Genomic DNA, 18,669 nt, shown 5'->3' with positions numbered 1-18,669 from the left:
TTACGGGACGCGTGACGAGTTCCGTTGTTTTTGCGCAGTGTGTCCGCTTCATCGGTGTCATGCCCCGGCTTGACCGGGGCATCCAGTACGCCGCGGCCTGTCCGCTCAACCACAACGGCCTCGGCGTACTGGATCGCCCGGTCAAGCCGGGCGATGACAGTGAGTGTGGGCGCTCGCAAATGAAGTGTGGGTGGAGTGTCGCCTCAAATGAAAGAGGCGGGGCCTAGCCCCGCCTCTTCGCATTCAACATTTCAAATCGGCTTACGCCTGGCTCGCGATCGCCTTGCCGAGCGCCGCCTGCGCCGCGGCGAGACGGGCGATCGGCACGCGGTAGGGTGAGCAGGAGACGTAGTCGAGGCCGATATCGTGGCAGAAGGCGACGGAGGCGGGATCGCCGCCGTGCTCGCCGCAGATGCCGACCTTGAGCTTCGGGCGCGTCTTGCGGCCGCGCGCGACGCCGATCTTGACGAGCTCGCCGACGCCTTCCTGGTCGAGCGCGACGAAGGGATCGACCGGGAGGATGCCCTTGGACACGTAGGTCCCGAGGAAGCTCGCGGCATCGTCGCGGCTGATGCCGTAGGTGGTCTGCGTGAGGTCGTTGGTGCCGAACGAGAAGAACTCCGCGCTCTCGGCGATCTCGGCCGCGAGCAGGCAGGCGCGCGGCAGCTCGATCATGGTGCCGACCTGGTAGGCGATCTTGGTGTTGGTGTCGCGCATCACGGCTTTCGCGGTGGCATCGATGCGCGCCTTGACGAGGTCGAGCTCGGCCTTGGTGGCGATCAGCGGCACCATCACCTCGAGGCCGACGGCCTTGCCGGTGCGCTTCTCGGCCTCGACTGCGGCTTCGAAGATCGCACGCGCCTGCATCTCGGCGATTTCAGGATAGGCGATTGCGATGCGGCAGCCGCGGAAGCCGAGCATCGGATTGAACTCCGAGAGCTCGCGCGCACGGTCGGCCAGGCGCCGCGGGTCGGTGTTCATGGCGCGCGCCACTTCCTCGACCTCGGCATGGGTGTGCGGCAGGAATTCATGGAGGGGAGGATCCAGAAGTCGGATCGTGACGGGCAGGCCCTTCATGATCTCGAACAGCTCGACGAAGTCGGCGCGCTGCATCGGCAGCAGCTTGGCCAGCGCGGCGCGGCGCGACTGCTCGTCCTCGGAGAGGATCATCTCGCGCACCGTGCGGATGCGCGTCTCCTCGAAGAACATGTGCTCGGTGCGGCACAGGCCGATGCCTTCCGCGCCGAACTTGATCGCGGTGCGCGCATCCTCCGGCGTGTCGCCGTTGACGCGCACGCCGATCTTGCGGACCTGGTCGGCCCATTTCATCAGCGTGCCGAACTCGCCGGACAGCTCCGGCTCGATCATCGGCATGCGGCCGGCGAGCACCTGGCCGAGCGAGCCGTCGATGGTGATGACGTCGCCGGTCTTGAAGGTGCGGGAGCCGATGCTCATGGTGCCGCGGCCGTAATCGACGCGGATGGTGCCGCAGCCGGAGACGCAGGGCTTGCCCATGCCGCGCGCGACCACCGCCGCGTGCGAGGTCATGCCGCCGCGGGTGGTCAGGATGCCTTCGGCGGCGTGCATGCCGTGGATGTCTTCCGGGCTGGTCTCGATGCGGACCAGGATCACCTTGCGCCCGTCGGCCTGGAGCTTGGCCGCCTCGTCCGAGGAGAACACGATCTCGCCGGAGGCAGCACCGGGCGAGGCCGGCAGGCCGGTCGCGATCACGTCGCGCTTGGCGTCGGGATCGATGGTCGGATGCAGCAGCTGGTCGAGCGAGGCGGGATCGATCCGCGTCACCGCTTCCTTCTTCGAGATCAGCCCTTCATTGGCGAGCTCGACCGCGATGCGCAGCGCCGCCTTGGCGGTGCGCTTGCCGCCGCGGGTCTGGAGCATCCACAGCTTGCCCTGCTCGACCGTGAACTCCATGTCCTGCATGTCGCGGTAGTGCTTCTCGAGCAGCGTGTAGATCCGCGTCAGCTCCTTGAAGGCTTCCGGCATCGCCGCTTCCATCGACGCCTTGTCGGAACCGGATTCCTTGCGCGCTTCCTCGGTGATGTCCTGCGGCGTGCGGATGCCCGCCACCACGTCCTCGCCTTGCGCGTTGATCAGGAATTCGCCGTAGAGCTTGCTCTCGCCGGTCGAGGGGTTGCGGGTGAAGGCAACGCCGGTCGCCGACGTCTCGCCCATATTGCCGAACACCATGGCCTGCACGTTGACCGCGGTGCCCCAGGATTCCGGAATGTCGTGCAGCCTGCGATAGGTCACCGCACGCGCGTTCATCCAGGATGAGAACACCGCGCCGATCGCGCCCCAGAGCTGGTCGTGCGGGTCCTGCGGGAAATCCTTGCCGGTCTCGCGCGCGACCGCGTCCTTGTACTTGCCGACCAGCCCGACCCAGTCCTCGGCGCTGAGGTCCGTATCGAGCGAATAGCCCTGGCTGTCTTTGAAGGTGTCGAGGATTTCCTCGAAGTGATGATGCTCGAAGCCGAGCACCACGTCCGAATACATCGTGATGAAGCGGCGATAGCTGTCATAGGCGAAGCGACGGTCGCCCGACAGTTCCGACAGCGCTTCCACGGTCTCGTCGTTGAGGCCGAGATTGAGCACGGTGTCCATCATGCCCGGCATCGAGGCACGCGCGCCGGAGCGCACGGAGACGAGCAGCGGGTTCTTGACGTCGCCGAACACCTTGCCGGTCAACTTGCCGACATGGTCGAGCGCCTTCTCAACCTGCGACTGCAATTCCTTCGGATAGGACTTGTCGTGTGCGTAGAAGTAGGTGCAGACCGAGGTCGGGAGGGTGAAGCCGGGAGGCACGGGAAGGCCGAGATTGGCCATCTCGGCGAGGTTGGCGCCCTTGCCGCCAAGCAGGTCGCGCATCTCCGTCCGGCCCTCGGCTTTGCCGTCGCCGAACGTGAACACCCATTTGCCGGCCTTGGCCGCGGCTGGCGCCGCCTTGGCGGGCGCGGCCTTTTTGGGGGCGGGCTTCACGGCAACCTTCGGCGCAGCCGACTTGGTCGCAGCCTTCGCCGCGGGCTTCGGAGCGGGCTTTGCAGCCGACTTTACAGCCGCCTTGGCGACCGGCTTCGGGGCGCTCTTCAAGGTGCTCTTGGCGAGCGCCTTGCGAGCCGCCGGCGCGGCTTTCGCCGCGGCGGAGGACTTTGATTTCGCTGGCGTTTTCGCTGGAGTTTTATTGGGCTTCGAGGCGGCTTTGGCCATAGCTTGCACACAACCTGCGAGAGGAAAGGGAAATCGCGCGCCTTACACCACTTTGGGCAGGCCCGCGCAAGTCGAAGAGTTCCGGAAAATGAAGGCCTAGAGATGGAGCCACTTCAACAATCCGAGCCCGATCGCACCATTTATGATGAGAAAGATCGCGACGATCAGGTTGAGAAGGCGCGGCATGATCAGGATGAGCACGCCCGCAAGCAGCGACAGAAGCGGCGAGATGTGGGCGACGGTGATGTGCATGAATTGTCTTTCCGTGACGTGAGGCGAATCGCGGCTGGATCATACCGGACCGGGTTCCGCGGGTAGAGACGCACAAGGCGCGAACAGGTTCCCGGCTTCGCGAAAACTGCCCGAAATTGCCGCTGATGCGGCAGGGCTTTTCCCGGAACATTGCGAAGGGGACATGCATTGGCAACCGGTCGCGCCAGTAGCGCCGGCTGAAATCAGTTCGAAGGAGTTGCCCATGCGGAACAGGATTCTCGCCCTCGCTGCGCTTGGCGCCGCGCTCGGCTCGCCGATCGCAGCGTCTGCGCAATCCGGTCTCACCGTTGGCCGCGCGCCTGTTGTCGTCGACAGCGGCCCGACGATTGCGGTCGAACAGAGGCCGGCATTCCGCGAATATGTCGTCGAGCAACGTGTGCCGGCCTTCCGTGTCCCGGATCGCGTGGTGGTCGGCGCCACCTTACCTGAAAGCGGCGTCACTTATTATGACGTGCCGCAACGTTTCGGCGCCACCACCTACCGCTACACCGTCGTAAACGGCGCAACCGTGCTGGTCGAGCCGCGCTCGCGGCGCGTCGTCGAGGTGATGGATTAGATTCTCGTCTGAACGCGTTTTCTTCACGCGAACCGGTATCCACTTCGCTTGAAAACGCTTCCGATCAACTCGATGTCCGGCGTGTCACTTCAATCAGGCTGGCGCGCATCGCGAAGTACGGACATCAGGCCCCGCCCGGTTCTCCCCCCGCCGGGCGGGGCTTTTTTGTGTGGTCGTCATTCCGGGGCGCGCCACTTCGCGCGAGCCCGGAATCCATTTCTCTACGTCACGCGCGGCTCAATGGATTCCGGGCTCGTGCTTCGCACGCCCCGGAATGACACCGTTGTTGTGGCCCCGCCTCAATCCTGGATCTTCGAGAAATCCGCGACCGCACGCGTGGCGCTGCGGATCTCGTTGAGCAGCTTCAGCCTGTTTTCACGCACCTTCGGATCGTCGTCGTTGACGCGAACCTTCTCGAAGAACGCATCGACCGGCGGACGCAGCTTTGCCATCGCGCTCATCGCGGCGGCAAAGTCTTCCCTGGCGACGGCAGCGCTTGCTTCCGCCTGCACCTCGCCGATCGCCTTCGCCAGCGCCTTCTCCTCATCGAGGCCATAGAGCGCAGCATCCGGCGCACCGTCGAACGCGCGCTTGTCCTTCTTCTCCTCGATGCCGAGGATGTTGCTGGCGCGCTTGATACCAGCGAGCAAGTTCTTGCCGTCATCGCTCTCGAGGAACTTGCCGAGCGCCTCGACGCGGCGGACGATCATCAGGAGATCGTCCTGGCCGCCGAGGGCGAACACGGCGTCGACGAGATCGTGCCGTGCGCCCTGCTCGCGCAGCTGGACCTTCAGGCGATCGGCGAAGAAGGCGAGGAGATCGCTTGGAAGCTTCTCCGTATCGGCCGACTTCACCGACAGGCCCGCGAGTGCAGATGCTGCCACCTTCATGAGCGACAGACGCAGGTTGTTCTCAGCGATCAGCCTGATCACGCCCAGCGCCGCGCGCCGCAGCGCATACGGGTCCTTGCTGCCGGTCGGCTTCTCGTCGATCGCCCAGAAGCCGACGAGCGTGTCGATCTTGTCTGCAAGTGCGACCGCAACGCTGACCGGATCGGTGGGTACGCGATCCGCGGGGCCCTGCGGCTTGTAGTGCTCCTCGCACGCGGCGGCGACAGAGGCATCCTCGCCCTGGGCCAGCGCGTAGTACTTGCCCATCAAGCCCTGCACTTCCGGGAATTCACCGACGACTTCGGTCAGCAAATCGGCCTTGGCGAGATGCGCGGCACGCGTGGCCTTCGCGACATCGGCACCGACCAAAGGCGCGATCTCGGCGGCGAGACGTTCGATGCGTTTGATGCGCGCAGCCTGAGTCCCGAGCTTCTCGTGGAACACGATCTGCTCGAACTTCGGCAGCCGATCCTCGAGCTTCGTCTTCAGGTCCGTCTCATAGAAGAACTTCGCATCCGACAGGCGCGGACGGATCACGCGCTCGTTGCCTGATACGATAGTCTTGCCGCCGTCGGCCGCCTCGATATTGGCGGTGAGGACGAACTTGTTGGTCAGCTTGCCCGTCTTGGAATCCCTGACGACGAAGCACTTCTGGTTGTTGCGGATGGTGGCGCGGATCACCTCTTCCGGGATCGCGAGATATTCCGGCTCGAACGATCCCATCATGACGACGGGCCATTCGACGAGGCCCGAAACCTCGTCGAGCAGCACCTGATCCTCGACCAGCTCAAACCCTTGCGCGAACGTCAGCTCCTTGGCGTCAGCGAAGATGATGTCCTTGCGCGCCTGCGGATCGAGGATGACTTTGGCGGCCTTCAGCTTCGCTTCGTAGTCCTCGAAGCGGCGTACGTTGATCGCCGCCGGCGCCATGAAGCGATGACCGTAGGTGGTCTGGCCTGTCTCGATGCCGTCGATCGAGAATTTGACGACATCGGGATCTTCCGTTTCGGGCCCGAACGTCGCGGTGATCGCGTGCAGCGGACGCACCCAGCTCAGCGATCCCGGTTTTCCGGAGCGCGCGCCCCAGCGCATCGATTTCGGCCAGGGGAAGGTGCGGATGATGACCGGCAGAATCTCGGCGAGCACGTCGATCGCGTCGCGGCCGGGCTTTTCGATCAGCGCGATGTAGAAGTCGCCCTTCGGGTCGCGCTGGATCTTGGCTTCGTCGAGCGAGTTTAGACCCGTCGCCTTCAGAAAACCCTGCACGGCCGCATCGGGCGCGCCCATTTTCGGACCGCGGCGTTCGGTCTTCAGGTCAGGCTGACGCGCGGGGATGCCATGCACGGTCAGTGCAAGGCGGCGCGGCGTCGCGAACGCTTTCGCACCCTCGTAGACGAGGCCCTCGGCGACCAGCTTGTCGGTGACCATGCGGCGCAGATCGTCGGCCGCCTTGGCCTGCATGCGCGCGGGGATTTCTTCCGAGAACAGTTCAAGCAAAAGATCGGGCATCAGGCCGCTCCGCCCGCTTCAGTATGGATCCAGGCCTCGCCGCAGGCCTTTGCCAGCTCGCGCACGCGAAGAATGTAGCTCTGCCGCTCGGTCACGGAGATCACGCCGCGCGCGTCGAGCAGGTTGAAGACATGGCTCGCCTTGATGCACTGGTCATAGGCCGGCAGCGCCATCAGGTGCGCCTCGCGCTTGCCGGACTCTGAGTTTTTTTGCCAGCCGGCGTCGAGGTACTTCCGGCAGGCGGCTTCCGCCATCTTGAACTGCTCGAACAGCATCGCGGTGTCGGCGACTTCGAAATTGTGCTTCGAATATTCACGCTCGGCCTGCAGGAACACGTCGCCATAGGTCACCTTGGCGTCGCCCTCGCGGCCGTTGAAGTTGAGGTCGTAGACGCGATCAACGCCCTGTACATACATCGCGAGGCGCTCGAGCCCATAGGTGAGCTCGCCGGCAACAGGCGCGCACTCAAATCCCGCGACCTGCTGGAAATAGGTGAACTGGCTGACTTCCATGCCGTCGCACCAGCATTCCCACCCTAAGCCCCAGGCACCCAGCGTCGGGCTCTCCCAATCGTCCTCGACGAAGCGGATGTCGTGCACGGCGGAATCGATGCCGATCGCGGCGAGCGACTTCAGGTACAGCTCCTGAAGATTCGGCGGCGACGGCTTCATGATCACCTGGAACTGGTAGTAGTGCTGCATCCGGTTCGGATTCTCGCCGTAGCGGCCGTCCTTGGGCCGGCGCGAGGGCTGCACATAGGCGGCGTTCCAGGGCTTCGGCCCGAGCGCGCGCAGCGTGGTCGCCGGATGGAAGGTGCCCGCGCCCATTTCCATGTCGTAGGGCTGCAGGATCACGCAGCCCTGCTCGGCCCAGAACCGCTGGAGCGCGAGGATAAAGCCCTGGAACGAGCGTTCCGGGCGCATATGGGCGGGCAATGAGGCGTCCATCGTCAGATCAGGCTCTCGCGGGGGGGTTGAATCGCGCGGGACCGTATCGACGGCGGGGATGGGAATCAAGGCAAAGGGGGCCTGGAAAGCGGCCCTGTGCTCCGTCATGGCCGGTCATGGCCGGGCATAGCCGTCCGAAGGACGGCGTCACTTCCGCTCGCCTATGTCCCGGCCATCCACGACCTTGGTCGCGGTACGAAGAACGTGGATGCCCGGGACAAGCCCGGGCATGACGCGAGTGGCGCTACCTAGCCGGGCCGATACGCTCCGGTCACGGGGTCACGTTTCAGCTTCTGAATATCCCCGGCATGGGCGGCTTCAGCGACGCGCGACAGGCGCATCTCCTCCAGCTCATGGTTGATCCGGACAGCGGTCTTGTAGGCCCAGCGGACCACGGCAAGCCCGCCCAGGACGCCCGCGAAAGCGACAAACGGCGGCATCGGTCGATCCTTGTCTAGTGCTCAGCCCCCACAGACATTCTTGCGCAGACCGGGCCGCGCCGCAATTGGCTCGGCCCGGACCAAATGGCGCGGGAGGGTGTCGCCTAGAACCCGAATTTCGCCCAAATCGCCCGCGTCTCGACCGCCGAGATCAACTCGTCCGGCAGGCCGGCCATTGATTCCATGGCCGAAAGCTGGCCCGCACCGGGCGATTTCCGCCCCAAAAGGCCCGAGAGCAGACCGGTCGGCGGCGCAATCACAGGGGTGAGAACCTTCTCGCCATAGCGGGCACGAAGAGTTGAGCGGAGATCGCCGATGCCGTCAGCGAGCCCCAGCGCGATCGAACTCTCGCCGGCCCAGTATTCGCCGGTGAACAGGGTGTCGTCGGCGCCTTTCAGCCGCGCGCCGCGGCTCTCCTTCACCAGCGCGATGAAGATCTGGTGGATCTCGCGCTGGAGCGCCTTCAGCTTCGCCACGTCGTCGGGGTTTTCCGGGAGGAACGGATCGAGCATCGCCTTGTGCGCGCCGGCCGTGTAGAGCCGCCGCTCGATGCCGAGCCGCCTGATCGCCTCCTGGAAACCAAAACTGCCGCCGACCACGCCGATCGAGCCCAGGATGGAAGACGGATCGCAGATGATCTCGTCGCCGGCGCAGGCGATCATGTAGCCGCCGGACGCCGCGACGTCCTCGACGAACACCAGCACGGGCAGCTTCTTCTCCGCCGCGAGCTGCTTGATGCGCAGATAGATCTGGCGCGACTGCACCGGCGAGCCGCCGGGCGAATTGATCACCAGCGCCACCGCCTTGGCGTTCCGGTACGAAAACGCCCGCTCCAGCACCCGCGCGACGCCCGCAAGCGTCATGCCCGGGCGCAGCGGCGTCACCGCACCGATCACACCGGACAGCCGCACCACCGGCACCACCGCCGTGCCGGGACGGAAGCGCGCCGGCAGATATTGCATGAGCTTGTCGGCCAGGCCGGAACCCTCACGATCGTTCAATTGTTCGGCCATGCCGTTACCTCTGCTTAACCATTTCTTATCACGCGACTGTCATTGGAAGTGCCCGGAACGTGTTTTGCAGATTCCCCGTTAGGAAGCTGCAATGAGGCAGCGGAGAACACCATGAAAATCTATCTGCTGTTGCTGCTGGTCGGTGCGCTGTTCATGGCGATCCGTCTGACGACCCCGCAAGAGCAGCAGTCGGAATCGCTTCCGCAGTAGGCCGTCGCGGCTCCGCCAGCGGCAAGAACGCCCTCCCTTCCAGAATCTCCCTCACCTGATTTTTAGGCACGCCTGACTCGTCGTTGAGCATGAGGCCCGGCAGCAGCCGCGTCGGAGCCCGGCCGCCTTTGATTGCGCGCACCAGCACGCGGATCGCGGGCCGTCCTGCCTCGCCGTGAACCGGCAGGATCGACAGGCTTCCAAAACCACGTGACAGCGCTGCCAAAACCTCCTCGATTCCATCGGCGCGCCAGATCAAGGTCAGCGCGCCACCCGATCGGAGGATGCGCCGCGCCGCATGCACCCATGCATTCAGCGTCTCCTCGCTCGCAACATGCGCGGTGCGGCGCGTCTGATCGGACGAACCGCGATGGCGTGCGGGATCGTTGAAGGGTGGGTTCATCAGCACCACGTCGACGCTGTCGGGCGCGAGGCCATTAGCCGCAAACGCCTGTGCGTCGGCCGTAACGTCGAGCACGATCGTCTCCGCGGCGATCGCATTCGCCGCCGCATTGGCGCGCGCGAGTTCCGCCAGTTCCGGATCGATCTCGACCTGGCTGAGGCTGATTCCCGCGACGCGCCGGCCAAGCGCCAGCCCGGCGGTGCCGATGCCGGCGCCCAGATCGACGACACGGTCGCCCGCCTGCGCTTCCGTCGCCGCCGCGAGCAGGATGGCGTCATGCCCGGCGCGGTGGCCGGACCGCTTCTGCTTCAAGCGCAATTGCCCGCCGAGAAAGGCGTCCTCGGTGAAGTCTGTGACGACGTCAATCATCGCCGCGCAGTTCATGACTGAGGCCGGCCTCGGTGAGGAGCTCCCTGGCCTCCTGGGCGTCATCCTCATGGACCAGGATCCGCCGCGGCAGGATACCCAGCGAGCCCTCGATAATGCTCATGTTCTGGTCCAGCACCAGATGATGGATGTTGGCGCCGTCGAGCAGCGCGCCGATCGCCGACACCAGCACCATGTCGTTGGTCCGAACCAGTTCACGCAAAACGCAGGTCTCCTGCCTGAAAGGGGCTAAAGCGGCAAATGTCAATGGTTCCGCGGCACTTGCCGCATCCGCTGCCAGTTTCTATTGTATTTGCATCAGAATAGCCCCTCCGGGGCAAATATTGGAGACCGGCGTGGCCGTCATCGTACCTTTCGAAACTCCCGGCGCGTCGATCGAACAGCTGGTTGCCCTTGTCGCTGGTGACATGGAGCGCGTCAACGCCACGATCCTGTCGCGGACCGGGTCGGATGTCACCATGATCCCGGAGGTCGCCAACCACCTCATCTCCTCCGGCGGCAAGCGCCTGCGGCCCATGCTGACGCTCGCCATGGCCAACCTCGCCGGCTACGCCGGCGACGGTCACATCAAGCTCGCTGCAAGCGTCGAGTTCATGCATACCGCGACGCTCCTTCACGACGACGTGGTCGACGAGAGCGAGATGCGCCGCGGCAAGCTGTCGGCGCGCATGCTCTGGGGCAATGAGGCGAGCGTGCTGGTCGGCGACTTCCTGCTCGGCCAGGCGTTCCGCATGATGGTCGAGGTCGGCTCGCTCCGCGCGCTCGACATCCTCTCCGCGGCCGCCGCCACCATCGCCGAGGGCGAGGTGATGCAGCTTGCCGCCGCCAAGAACACCGCGACCACCGAGGACGAATATCTCGCCGTGATCCGCGGCAAGACCGCCGAGCTGTTTGCGGCCGCCTGCGAGGTCGGCCCCGTGATCGCCAACCGCCCGAAGGCGGAGCAGACCGCGTGCCGCTCGGTCGGCATGAATCTCGGCATCGCCTTCCAGCTCGTCGACGACGTGCTCGACTATGGCGGCAAGAGCGCCAAGCTCGGCAAGAACACCGGCGACGATTTCCGCGAGGGCAAGATCACGCTGCCGGTCGTGCTCGCCTTCCGCCGCGGCAACGACACCGAGCGCGCCTTCTGGATCCGCGCGCTGGAGCGCGGCGAGATCGGCGACACCGACCTCGACCACGCCCTGGGCCTGATGAACAAGCATCGCGCGCTCGAGGACACGCTCAGCCGCGCTCAGCACTACGGCGCCATGGCCGTCGACGCGCTGGCGCTGTTCCCGTCCTCACCGATGAAGAGCGCGCTGGAGCAGGTGGTCGCGTTCTGTCTGGCCCGGTCGCACTAGGCGACAAAGGCTGACGCTCTTTCCACGTCGTCATTGCGAGCGCAGCGAAGCAATCCAGAATCCCTCCGCGGGAACAGTCTGGATTACTTCGCTGCGCTCGCAACGACGGAGAGCTAGGCAACGGCGCATTCCCTCTCTTGTCCCGGACGCGCTGCAGCGGGAAACGCTGCTGCGCGGAGCCGGGAAGCGACACGCAAGGCTCTCCGCAACATGGGCCCCGGCTCTGCAGCGCACCGCCAAGAGGCGCTGCGCTGCGTCCGGGGCACGATAGCGGCTATCCGGCGGCTACCTTAAATCCCACCACCAGCCTGCTTTCACATACTCACCGCTCGCCCGCTGCGCACCTCACCGCCAGCCCCGCCTCCGCATCCTCACCGCTCACTCTACCTGCCGCCGCCTGCCCAGTGACTTGCATTTTGCAAGCCACTCTCCTACGCTCCCGCCATGCAGCCGAAATCCCCCTCCATCCTGGAATGCCCGGTCGGCCGCGCCGTGGAGACGGTCGGCGAATGGTGGAGCATCCTGATCTTGCGGGATGCCTTCCAGGGCGCGACGAAGTTCGACGAATTTTCGCAAAGCCTCGGCATCGCGCCGAACATCCTGTCGCGGCGCCTTGCCCATCTCACCGAGAGCGGCATGTTCATCCGCCGCCGCTATCACGAACGGCCGCCGCGGTACGAATATGTGCTGACGGAGAAGGCGCGGGATTTCTTCCCTGTGGTCGTGGCACTGCTGGCCTGGGGCAACAGGCATCTCGCGCCCAAGGGCGAATCCATCATGCTGGCGAATCGGAGCGACGCTCGCCCGTTCGATCCGATCGTGGTCGATGCCGCCGACATGCGTCCGATCACCCTCGCCAATGCGGTCGTCGTCCCGGGTCCCCGCGCCAGCCGCGGGATGCGCAAGCGGCTCGGCTCGCTCAAAGCCATGAACCCGGCCGTTGCGCCGGCTGGAGACTGACATGCGTCGTATCGTCGTGACGGGAATGGGAGCGGTGTCGCCGCTCGGCTGCGGTGTTGAACTGTCCTGGCGCCGGCTGCTCGCCGGCCAGAGTGGGCTGCGCCCTCTGCCGGAATGGTCGCAGGCACTGCCCGCGCGCATTGCCGGTCTCGTGCCCGACAAGGCCGACGATGCCGAAGGCGGCTTCGACCCCGCGCAAGCTGCCGCGCCAAAAGACCAGCGCAAGATGGACCGCTTCATCCTGTTCGCCCTGCTCGCCACCGCAGAAGCGGTCGCGCAGGCCAGATGGACGCCGCAGGACGCGGCGACATTGGAGAGAACCGCGACGATCATCGCTTCCGGCGTCGGCGGCTTCCCGGCAATGGCGGAGGCGGTGCGCATCACCGAGCAGCGCGGCGCGCGCCGGCTCTCGCCCTTCACCATCCCCTCGTTTCTCGCCAATCTCGCCGCCGGCCACGTCTCGATCAAATACGGCTACAAGGGCGCGCTGGGCACACCGGTCACGGCCTGTGCCGCCGGCGTCCAGGCGATCGGCGATGCCGCGCGCATGATCCGTGCAGGCGAAGCCGATGTCGCGATCTGCGGCGGCGCGGAGGCCTGCATCGATATCGTCAGCATCGGCGGCTTTGCCGCGGCCCGCGCACTGTCGAGCGGATTCAACGACGAGCCCGCGCGCGCCTCGCGCCCGTTCGATCGCGACCGCGACGGCTTTGTCATGGGCGAAGGCGCGGGCATCCTGGTGATCGAGGAGCTGGAGCATGCACTGGCGCGCGGCGCCTCCCCGATTGCGGAAATCGTGGGCTACGGCACGACGGCGGACGCCTATCACATGACGTCGGGCCCGCCCGATGGCGACGGCGCCCGCCGTGCCATGGAGATCGCGCTCCGCCAGGCGAAGCTTGCGCCCGCGGATTTGCAACATTTGAACGCGCATGCGACGTCGACGCCGGCCGGCGACGAAAGCGAGCTCGGCGCGATCGCCGCGCTGTTCGGCCGCAACCGGAACATCGCGGTGAGCGCGACGAAATCGGCCACCGGCCATCTGCTCGGCGCTGCCGGCGGACTCGAGGCGATCTTCACCGTCCTCGCCTTGCGCGACCAGGTCGCGCCGCCGACGCGCAATTTCGAAAACGCAGATCCCGGCGCTGATGGCATCGACATCGTCGCAGGCAGCGCGCGGCCGATGCCGATGCTCAACGCCATCTCCAACGGATTTGGCTTCGGCGGGGTGAATGCCAGCGTGATCTTCCGCCGGATGGGCTGAACGAGAGGCCTTGTAATCGCGGCACGCTTCGTTACCAAACCGGGATGATCGAAACGAATTTCTGGCTGTTCCTGGCCGCAGCGTGTCTCATTGCCGCCGTTCCCGGCCCCGGCATCTTCTACGTCGCGGCACGGACCTTGTCCGAAGGACGCGCCAGCGGCTTTGCGTCAACCGCGGGCACCGCGCTGGGCGGGCTGGTTCATGTCGTCGCGGGCAGCCTCGGCGTCTCCGCGATCATCCTTGCCAGTGCGGAGCTGTTTGCCGTCGTGAAATTCATCGGCGCGCTCTATCTGGTCTGGCTCGGCATCAAGACCTTCCGCAGCGCCGGCCGCGCGCTCTCGCTGGAGAACGAGCCCGTCGGCGACAGGCGCGCGTTCCGCGACGGCGTGCTGGTCGAGGCGCTGAACCCGAAGACCGCCGCATTCTTCCTCGCCTTCATTCCGCAGTTCCTCGATCCCGCGGGATCGAGCCCCACGCTGCAATTCATCGTGCTCGGCGCGATCTCGGTGATCCTGAACACGCTCGCCGATGTCGTCGTCGTGCTGATGGCAACTGCAACGCGCACGCAGCTGATTGGCAGGCCACATCTGATGCGGCGTCTCACGCAGGGCTCGGGCGTCTTCATCGCCGGCCTTGGCCTCTCGCTCGCGCTGGCGCGGCGGCCGGTGCAGGGCTAGCTCGCGTCATTCCCGACGGGCATCCACCGAAAAAAGAAAGGGGCCGCAGCCCCTTTCTCAGATTTCACCAGTGGTGCCAATGATGCCAGCGGTGCCAGCGAGCCCAATGATGCCAGCGCCAGCCGTCACCCCAATGATGGTGCCAGCCGTAACCACCCCAGTAGTGCGGATGGTAGTAGCCTCCATGGTAGTGGCGTTGCCAGCAATGGCCCCATTCATTGCAGACATAGCCGGTCGGCACCTCGATCGGTGCTGCTGACGCAGCCCCGCTCGACAGCGTGACCCCGCCAAGTGCGGCAAGGCCGACAAACGCAGATACAAGTTTCATGATGTTCACCTCCTAACATCCGTTGGAGGCGATGAGTGCGTCCTGCGTTCGGCGCCTTACGCAGGTTTAATACCGATGAACGATTTCGATGAAGCGATCGGCTCGCGATGACGGCGTGCGCGCAACATTGTCGCCATCGCCCCGAAACACTTTCCAACCCGTAATGACCAAGATGTAACGCGTGGAATTCGAACGACCCATCGCTCGCGGCTCACCCATGGTTGTTGCGATGGAGAGTTCGATGAGGATGATGTCCTGGTCGCGTTATCGCCTCCTGACAAGGTCGTTGTCGCGCACCGCGCGTCGCTGTCACGACGCGAAGATGCGCAAGACCCGGCAGCGCCGACGCGCCATGCGCCGCCTAGGCGGCACGAGCTCGCCGCCGAAGCGCCCGTGACCTGCGGCTTGCTTGTGGAATGGGCGGCAGCAGGCTACTCCAGTCGTGCTGCTATCTCGTCCGGCATTTCGAAGGATCGGCGCCCGATGCTTGCCCCGCAAAGTCGCACATACGAGTCCCACGGCCTGCGGCTGCACTATGCCGATTGGGGCAATCACGGCGCGCCCGTCGCCATCCTGGTCCATGGCGGCCGCGATCATTGCCGGAGCTGGGACGCCATCGCCCGCTCGCTTCAGCCGCACTTTCACGTGCTCGCGCCCGATCTGCGCGGCCATGGCGATTCCGACTGGACCAAGGGCGGCAGCTACGCGCTGACCGAGTATGTCTACGACCTCGCCCAGCTCATTCGCAGCATCGCAGCGCCTCAAGTGACTCTCATTGGTCATTCCATGGGCGGCATGGTGAGCCTGATCTTTTCGGGGTCGTTCCCAGAGCTGGTCACGAAGCTCGTCGTCCTCGACGGCGTCACCATGTTGCCGGACACCCCCAAAGCGCCGACGCATGAGCGCATCAGCAAATGGGTCAGCCAGCTCGACAGGCTGCACGACCGCACGCCGCGCCGCTATGCGACCCTCGAAGACGCGGCCGCGCAGATGGTGCTTCACAACAAGCGCCTCGCCCGCGACCTCGCGCTGCATCTTGCAACGCACGGCTCGCGGCGGAATGAGGACGGCACCTATAGCTGGAAGTTCGATCCCTACCAGCGCGCCTCTGCGCCGCACCGGCTCTGGCCGGACGATCACGTCGCGCTGTGGTCGCGCATCACAAGTCCGACGCTGCTGCTGAATGCCGGAGAAAGTTTTCTCGCGGGTGCCAGGGCCGCAGGCCTGGAGCGCTATTTCCCGCAGGCACGCATCGAGACCATCGCCGGCGCGGGGCACTGGCTACAGCATGACAAGCCGCAAGAGGTGTTGAGTGAGATCCGGCGGTTTCTCGGGCTCGCCGAAGACGGCGGCTAGCTCCACTGCCGTAGCGTGGGCAAAGGCGCAAGGCGCCGTGCCCACCACGCAGCCAGATTGCGAGAATAAGTTTGGTGGGCACGCTTCGCATTGCCCACCCTACGGCAGAATCGTAGCCCGGAAAAACCTAGCTCAACGTCCCCGCATGCACCCACCAACCGGGGTGGGTGCGCCGGATCTTTTCCGCGCCGGCATGCGCATCGCTCGCTGCGCCATAGATCGCAAAGCAAGTCGCGCCGGAGCCGGACATGCGGGCCAGCTTGACGCCGGCGGAGTCACGCAAGGCTTCCAGCACCTCGCCGATCACAGGCTCGATGCGCAGCGCAGGGGCTTCGAGATCGTTGGCCACGGTTTCGAGAACGTCGACCCAATCGGCGATCGACTCACCCTCTTCGGGCCACGCCGGAGCGTCGAGAACGGACGTTGCGCCGACCAAGAGTTCGCCGTTGCGCAGGCCCAGCGCCTGGAACACGTCCTTGGTGGCAACAGGCACGCGCGGATTGACCATCACGCAGGGCATGCTCGGCAGCGCCAGCGGCAGGAGCTGCTCGCCGACGCCGGTCATGTCGCAGGCGCGCGAGAACAGGCACACCGGCACGTCGGCGCCGGTGGCGAGCGCAACCTTCTGCAGGCGCGGATCGTCGAGCGAGAGATTGTTGAGACGTGCGAGCAGCCGCAGTGCCGCCGCGGCATCGGCCGAGCCGCCGCCGATGCCGGCCGCGACGGGAAGCACCTTGTCGAGCGCGAAGGCCCCGAGCTTCAGGTTCGGCACGGCCTCGGCCAGGAGCCTGGCCGCCTTGACCACGAGATTGTCCGCGGTATCGCCGCAGGCCGCGGCCAGCGGCCCGGTGGTGACGAGCTTCAGCTCGCCGCCCGGCTCCAGCGTAAGCTGGTCCGCGCAGTCGGCAAACGCGACCACGCTTTCGAGATCATGATAGCCGTCGGCACGACGGCCGACGACGCGAAGGCTCAGATTGACCTTCGCGCGCCCTTCTTCAATCAACGCCGACATTGGCGATCAGCCCCCAAACGCGCTCTTAGCCGCCCTTGCCGTCGTCCTTCTTCTTGTCCGCCTGCGCGGCCGAAGAGTTCGAATCGTCGGTCATACCGTTGGCGATCTTGGCCTCGATCTTCGGAAGCTCCTCCGGCTCGGGCTTGAGATCGCGGGCGTGGGCCCACTGGAATTTCGCTTCCAGCGTACGGCCGACGCGCCAATAGGCATCACCAAGGTGATCGTTGATGGTGGGATCCTCGGGCTTGAGGTCGATCGCGCGCTCGAGGTTCTTCACCGCCTCTTCGTAATTGCCGATGCGGTAATAGGCCCAGCCGAGGGAGTCGACGATGTAGCCGTCGTCGGGACGCTGCTCGACGGCACGCTTGATCATCTTCATGCCTTCGTCGAGATTCACGCCCTGGTCGATCCAGGAATAGCCGAGATAGTTGAGGACATGCGGCTGGTCGGGCTGGAGCTCGAGCGCCTTCTTCATGTCGGCTTCGGCCTTGCTCCACTCCTTGGAGCGCTCCTCGCAAATGCCGCGATAATAATACCAGACGCTGTTGGCCTTGTCGTTGCCGGCCGGCAGCACGTCGATGCCCCGCGAATAGGTCGCGCCGCAATCGCCGAACTTCTTGCGGCCGCGCTCGATATTGCCGAGCGCCATGATGGCTTCGAGATCCTTGGAATCGTCCGATGTGACGCCCTTGAGGATCTTGATCGCCTCGTCGGTGCGGTCGGCGGAATCCAGATCGATGGCGAGCTGGATCTGCGCGTTGCGCTTCAACGGCGAGGTCGCGGGCACCCGCTCATAAACCTTGATCGCCATCTGCGGCCGCTTCACCGATTCATAGAGATCGGCGAGCGAGAGCAGCGCCAGCGGATGGGTCGGCTGGAGATAGAGCGCGAGCTGAAGATAGACCAGCGCCAGATCCTCGCCGCCGCGGCGGGTCAGCGTGGCACCGATGCCGTAGAGCGCTTCGGCGGCACCAGCTTGCGCGGAGTCGGCCAGCGGCGGCATCTTCTTGCCGGCCTTGGTGTCGCGCAGACCTTCCACGATCAGCGGATGGCGGGCGAGCTTCTTGTCGAAAGCCAGGTAGACGGTGGTCGCGGCCGCGGAATCCTTGTTGCGCGACAGCCAGCGGGCATAGGCCTCGGTGACGCGCAGCATGGAATCGTCGAGCTTGTAGGCGCGCTCGAAGCGGACGCCGGCGTCCTTCTCCTTGCCGGAGAGCTCGAGGATCATGCCGGCATGGAGGTCCTTGAACAGCGGATACCATTCCGGACCGGCGAGCTTGTCGATGGTGGCGACGCCGCCCTTGGCATCGCCCGCGCCATAGGCGGCCCAGCCCGACAGCAGCGTGGCGACGAGATCGGTGATCGGACCGCGGATCGACTGGTTGATGTTGGTTTGCGCGGTCGCGTATTTCTTCATCTTGAGATCGTGCACCCCGACGACGAGACGCGCGACGCGGTTGGTCTTGTCGATGGTCAGGACGCGCTCGGCGAGCTTGACCGCCTCGTCGATGTCACCGTCGGCAACCGACGAGATGAAGGCGCGATCGAGCAGCTCGTTGTTCTTGGGATCGGTGCGGAGCGCCGAGCGGTAGAATGCGGCGGCCGAGGCCGCGTCGCGCTCGACGCTGGCGTGGCGGGCGGCGAGATAGCTGCCGGAGGTCGTCAGCGACTTCAGATCGTTCCGGGTCGGGAATTGCGCCGCCGTGTCGGACGGATGGTCCGGCGTCTGCGCCAGGACCGCGCCGGGGACCGTCGCGATCGCTGTGCCCATGAGGGCGATGGCGGCAACAGTCCAGCGGTTGAAACGATTTGAGAACATCAGGGGCTCGCCTTGAGTTGTAGTGCCTGGGTTTGCAGCAGTAGGCCGTATCGCATG

Annotated in this window: 17 protein-coding genes; 6 read left to right on the top strand and 11 right to left on the bottom strand. The window is 65.4% G+C overall.

Annotated features, from left to right (window positions below):
- Nucleotides 1-261 precede the first annotated feature (261 nt).
- Both ppdK and CT676_RS29195 read right to left on the bottom strand, forming a co-directional pair.
- The gene (ppdK, locus tag CT676_RS29200; RefSeq protein ID WP_085402557.1) at nucleotides 262-3,225 is read right to left on the bottom strand and encodes a pyruvate, phosphate dikinase; all 2,964 of its coding nucleotides are present in this window, start codon (nucleotides 3,223-3,225) and stop codon (nucleotides 262-264) included.
- Between the two features lie 96 nt (nucleotides 3,226-3,321).
- Nucleotides 3,322-3,477, bottom strand: coding sequence for a DUF3096 domain-containing protein (locus CT676_RS29195; protein ID WP_014497329.1), 156 nt, complete (start codon nucleotides 3,475-3,477; stop codon nucleotides 3,322-3,324).
- Nucleotides 3,478-3,700: 223 nt separating this feature from the next.
- Here CT676_RS29195 and CT676_RS29190 point away from each other — a divergent pair, with 223 nt between their 5' ends.
- Nucleotides 3,701-4,054: a DUF1236 domain-containing protein gene (locus CT676_RS29190; protein WP_038944551.1), complete on the top strand. Its 354-nt coding sequence runs from the start codon at nucleotides 3,701-3,703 to the stop codon at nucleotides 4,052-4,054.
- A gap of 299 nt (nucleotides 4,055-4,353) precedes the next feature.
- Here the strand turns inward: CT676_RS29190 and glyS are convergent, their stop codons facing one another.
- From glyS to CT676_RS29160, 6 genes are all read right to left on the bottom strand, one after another.
- Nucleotides 4,354-6,453 carry a glycine--tRNA ligase subunit beta gene (glyS, locus tag CT676_RS29185; RefSeq protein ID WP_085402556.1) on the bottom strand — a complete coding sequence of 700 codons (2,100 nt, stop codon included), beginning with the start codon at nucleotides 6,451-6,453 and terminating at the stop codon, nucleotides 4,354-4,356.
- Nucleotides 6,453-7,400 carry a glycine--tRNA ligase subunit alpha gene (locus tag CT676_RS29180; protein WP_028153882.1) on the bottom strand — a complete coding sequence of 316 codons (948 nt, stop codon included), beginning with the start codon at nucleotides 7,398-7,400 and terminating at the stop codon, nucleotides 6,453-6,455. Before CT676_RS29180 ends, glyS begins: the two co-directional genes overlap by 1 nt.
- 248 nt (nucleotides 7,401-7,648) lie before the next feature.
- On the bottom strand, nucleotides 7,649-7,840 hold the full coding sequence (locus CT676_RS29175; protein WP_071916131.1) for a hypothetical protein: 192 nt from the start codon (nucleotides 7,838-7,840) through the stop codon (nucleotides 7,649-7,651).
- Nucleotides 7,841-7,944: 104 nt separating this feature from the next.
- Nucleotides 7,945-8,853 carry a S49 family peptidase gene (locus CT676_RS29170; RefSeq protein WP_085402555.1) on the bottom strand — a complete coding sequence of 303 codons (909 nt, stop codon included), beginning with the start codon at nucleotides 8,851-8,853 and terminating at the stop codon, nucleotides 7,945-7,947.
- A gap of 151 nt (nucleotides 8,854-9,004) precedes the next feature.
- A complete protein-coding gene (locus CT676_RS29165; RefSeq protein WP_135215919.1) occupies nucleotides 9,005-9,835 on the bottom strand; it encodes a methyltransferase in 831 nt (276 codons plus the stop codon).
- A complete protein-coding gene (locus tag CT676_RS29160) occupies nucleotides 9,828-10,055 on the bottom strand; it encodes a DUF2007 domain-containing protein (RefSeq protein WP_014497336.1) in 228 nt (75 codons plus the stop codon). Before CT676_RS29160 ends, CT676_RS29165 begins: the two co-directional genes overlap by 8 nt.
- Nucleotides 10,056-10,188: 133 nt before the next feature.
- On the opposite strand from CT676_RS29160, the gene CT676_RS29155 reads away from it, so the two are divergent.
- The 4 genes from CT676_RS29155 to CT676_RS29140 all read left to right on the top strand — a co-directional run bounded on the left by CT676_RS29155 (nucleotide 10,189) and on the right by CT676_RS29140 (nucleotide 14,097).
- Entirely contained in the window at nucleotides 10,189-11,196 is a 1,008-nt protein-coding gene (locus tag CT676_RS29155) for a polyprenyl synthetase family protein (protein WP_085402593.1), read from the top strand.
- Nucleotides 11,197-11,640: 444 nt separating this feature from the next.
- Nucleotides 11,641-12,156, top strand: coding sequence for a helix-turn-helix domain-containing protein (locus CT676_RS29150; protein ID WP_085402554.1), 516 nt, complete (start codon nucleotides 11,641-11,643; stop codon nucleotides 12,154-12,156).
- Between the two features lies 1 nt (nucleotide 12,157).
- Entirely contained in the window at nucleotides 12,158-13,420 is a 1,263-nt protein-coding gene (gene fabF, locus CT676_RS29145; protein WP_135215918.1) for a beta-ketoacyl-ACP synthase II, read from the top strand.
- A 44-nt stretch (nucleotides 13,421-13,464) separates the two neighbouring features.
- Nucleotides 13,465-14,097 carry a LysE family translocator gene (locus CT676_RS29140; RefSeq protein ID WP_135215917.1) on the top strand — a complete coding sequence of 211 codons (633 nt, stop codon included), beginning with the start codon at nucleotides 13,465-13,467 and terminating at the stop codon, nucleotides 14,095-14,097.
- Between the two features lie 64 nt (nucleotides 14,098-14,161).
- Here the strand turns inward: CT676_RS29140 and CT676_RS29135 are convergent, their stop codons facing one another.
- The gene (locus CT676_RS29135; protein WP_085402592.1) at nucleotides 14,162-14,425 is read right to left on the bottom strand and encodes a hypothetical protein; all 264 of its coding nucleotides are present in this window, start codon (nucleotides 14,423-14,425) and stop codon (nucleotides 14,162-14,164) included.
- Nucleotides 14,426-14,908: 483 nt separating this feature from the next.
- Between CT676_RS29135 and CT676_RS29130 the strand changes: the two genes are divergently transcribed.
- Complete coding sequence (locus CT676_RS29130) at nucleotides 14,909-15,781, top strand: alpha/beta hydrolase (RefSeq protein ID WP_085402550.1); 873 nt, start codon at nucleotides 14,909-14,911, stop codon at nucleotides 15,779-15,781.
- A 127-nt stretch (nucleotides 15,782-15,908) separates the two neighbouring features.
- Here CT676_RS29130 and CT676_RS29125 read toward each other — a convergent pair whose 3' ends face one another.
- Together CT676_RS29125 and CT676_RS29120 are read right to left on the bottom strand one after the other, a co-directional pair.
- Entirely contained in the window at nucleotides 15,909-16,793 is an 885-nt protein-coding gene (locus tag CT676_RS29125) for a 4-(cytidine 5'-diphospho)-2-C-methyl-D-erythritol kinase (protein ID WP_085402549.1), read from the bottom strand.
- Between the two features lie 25 nt (nucleotides 16,794-16,818).
- A complete protein-coding gene (locus CT676_RS29120; RefSeq protein ID WP_094184200.1) occupies nucleotides 16,819-18,612 on the bottom strand; it encodes a tetratricopeptide repeat protein in 1,794 nt (597 codons plus the stop codon).
- Nucleotides 18,613-18,669: the final 57 nt, after the last annotated feature.

The organism is Bradyrhizobium sp. MOS001 (assembly GCF_004634465.1).
Classification (GTDB): Bacteria; Pseudomonadota; Alphaproteobacteria; order Rhizobiales; family Xanthobacteraceae; genus Bradyrhizobium; species Bradyrhizobium barranii.
This window is presented reverse-complemented; position numbering and strand designations above follow the sequence as displayed.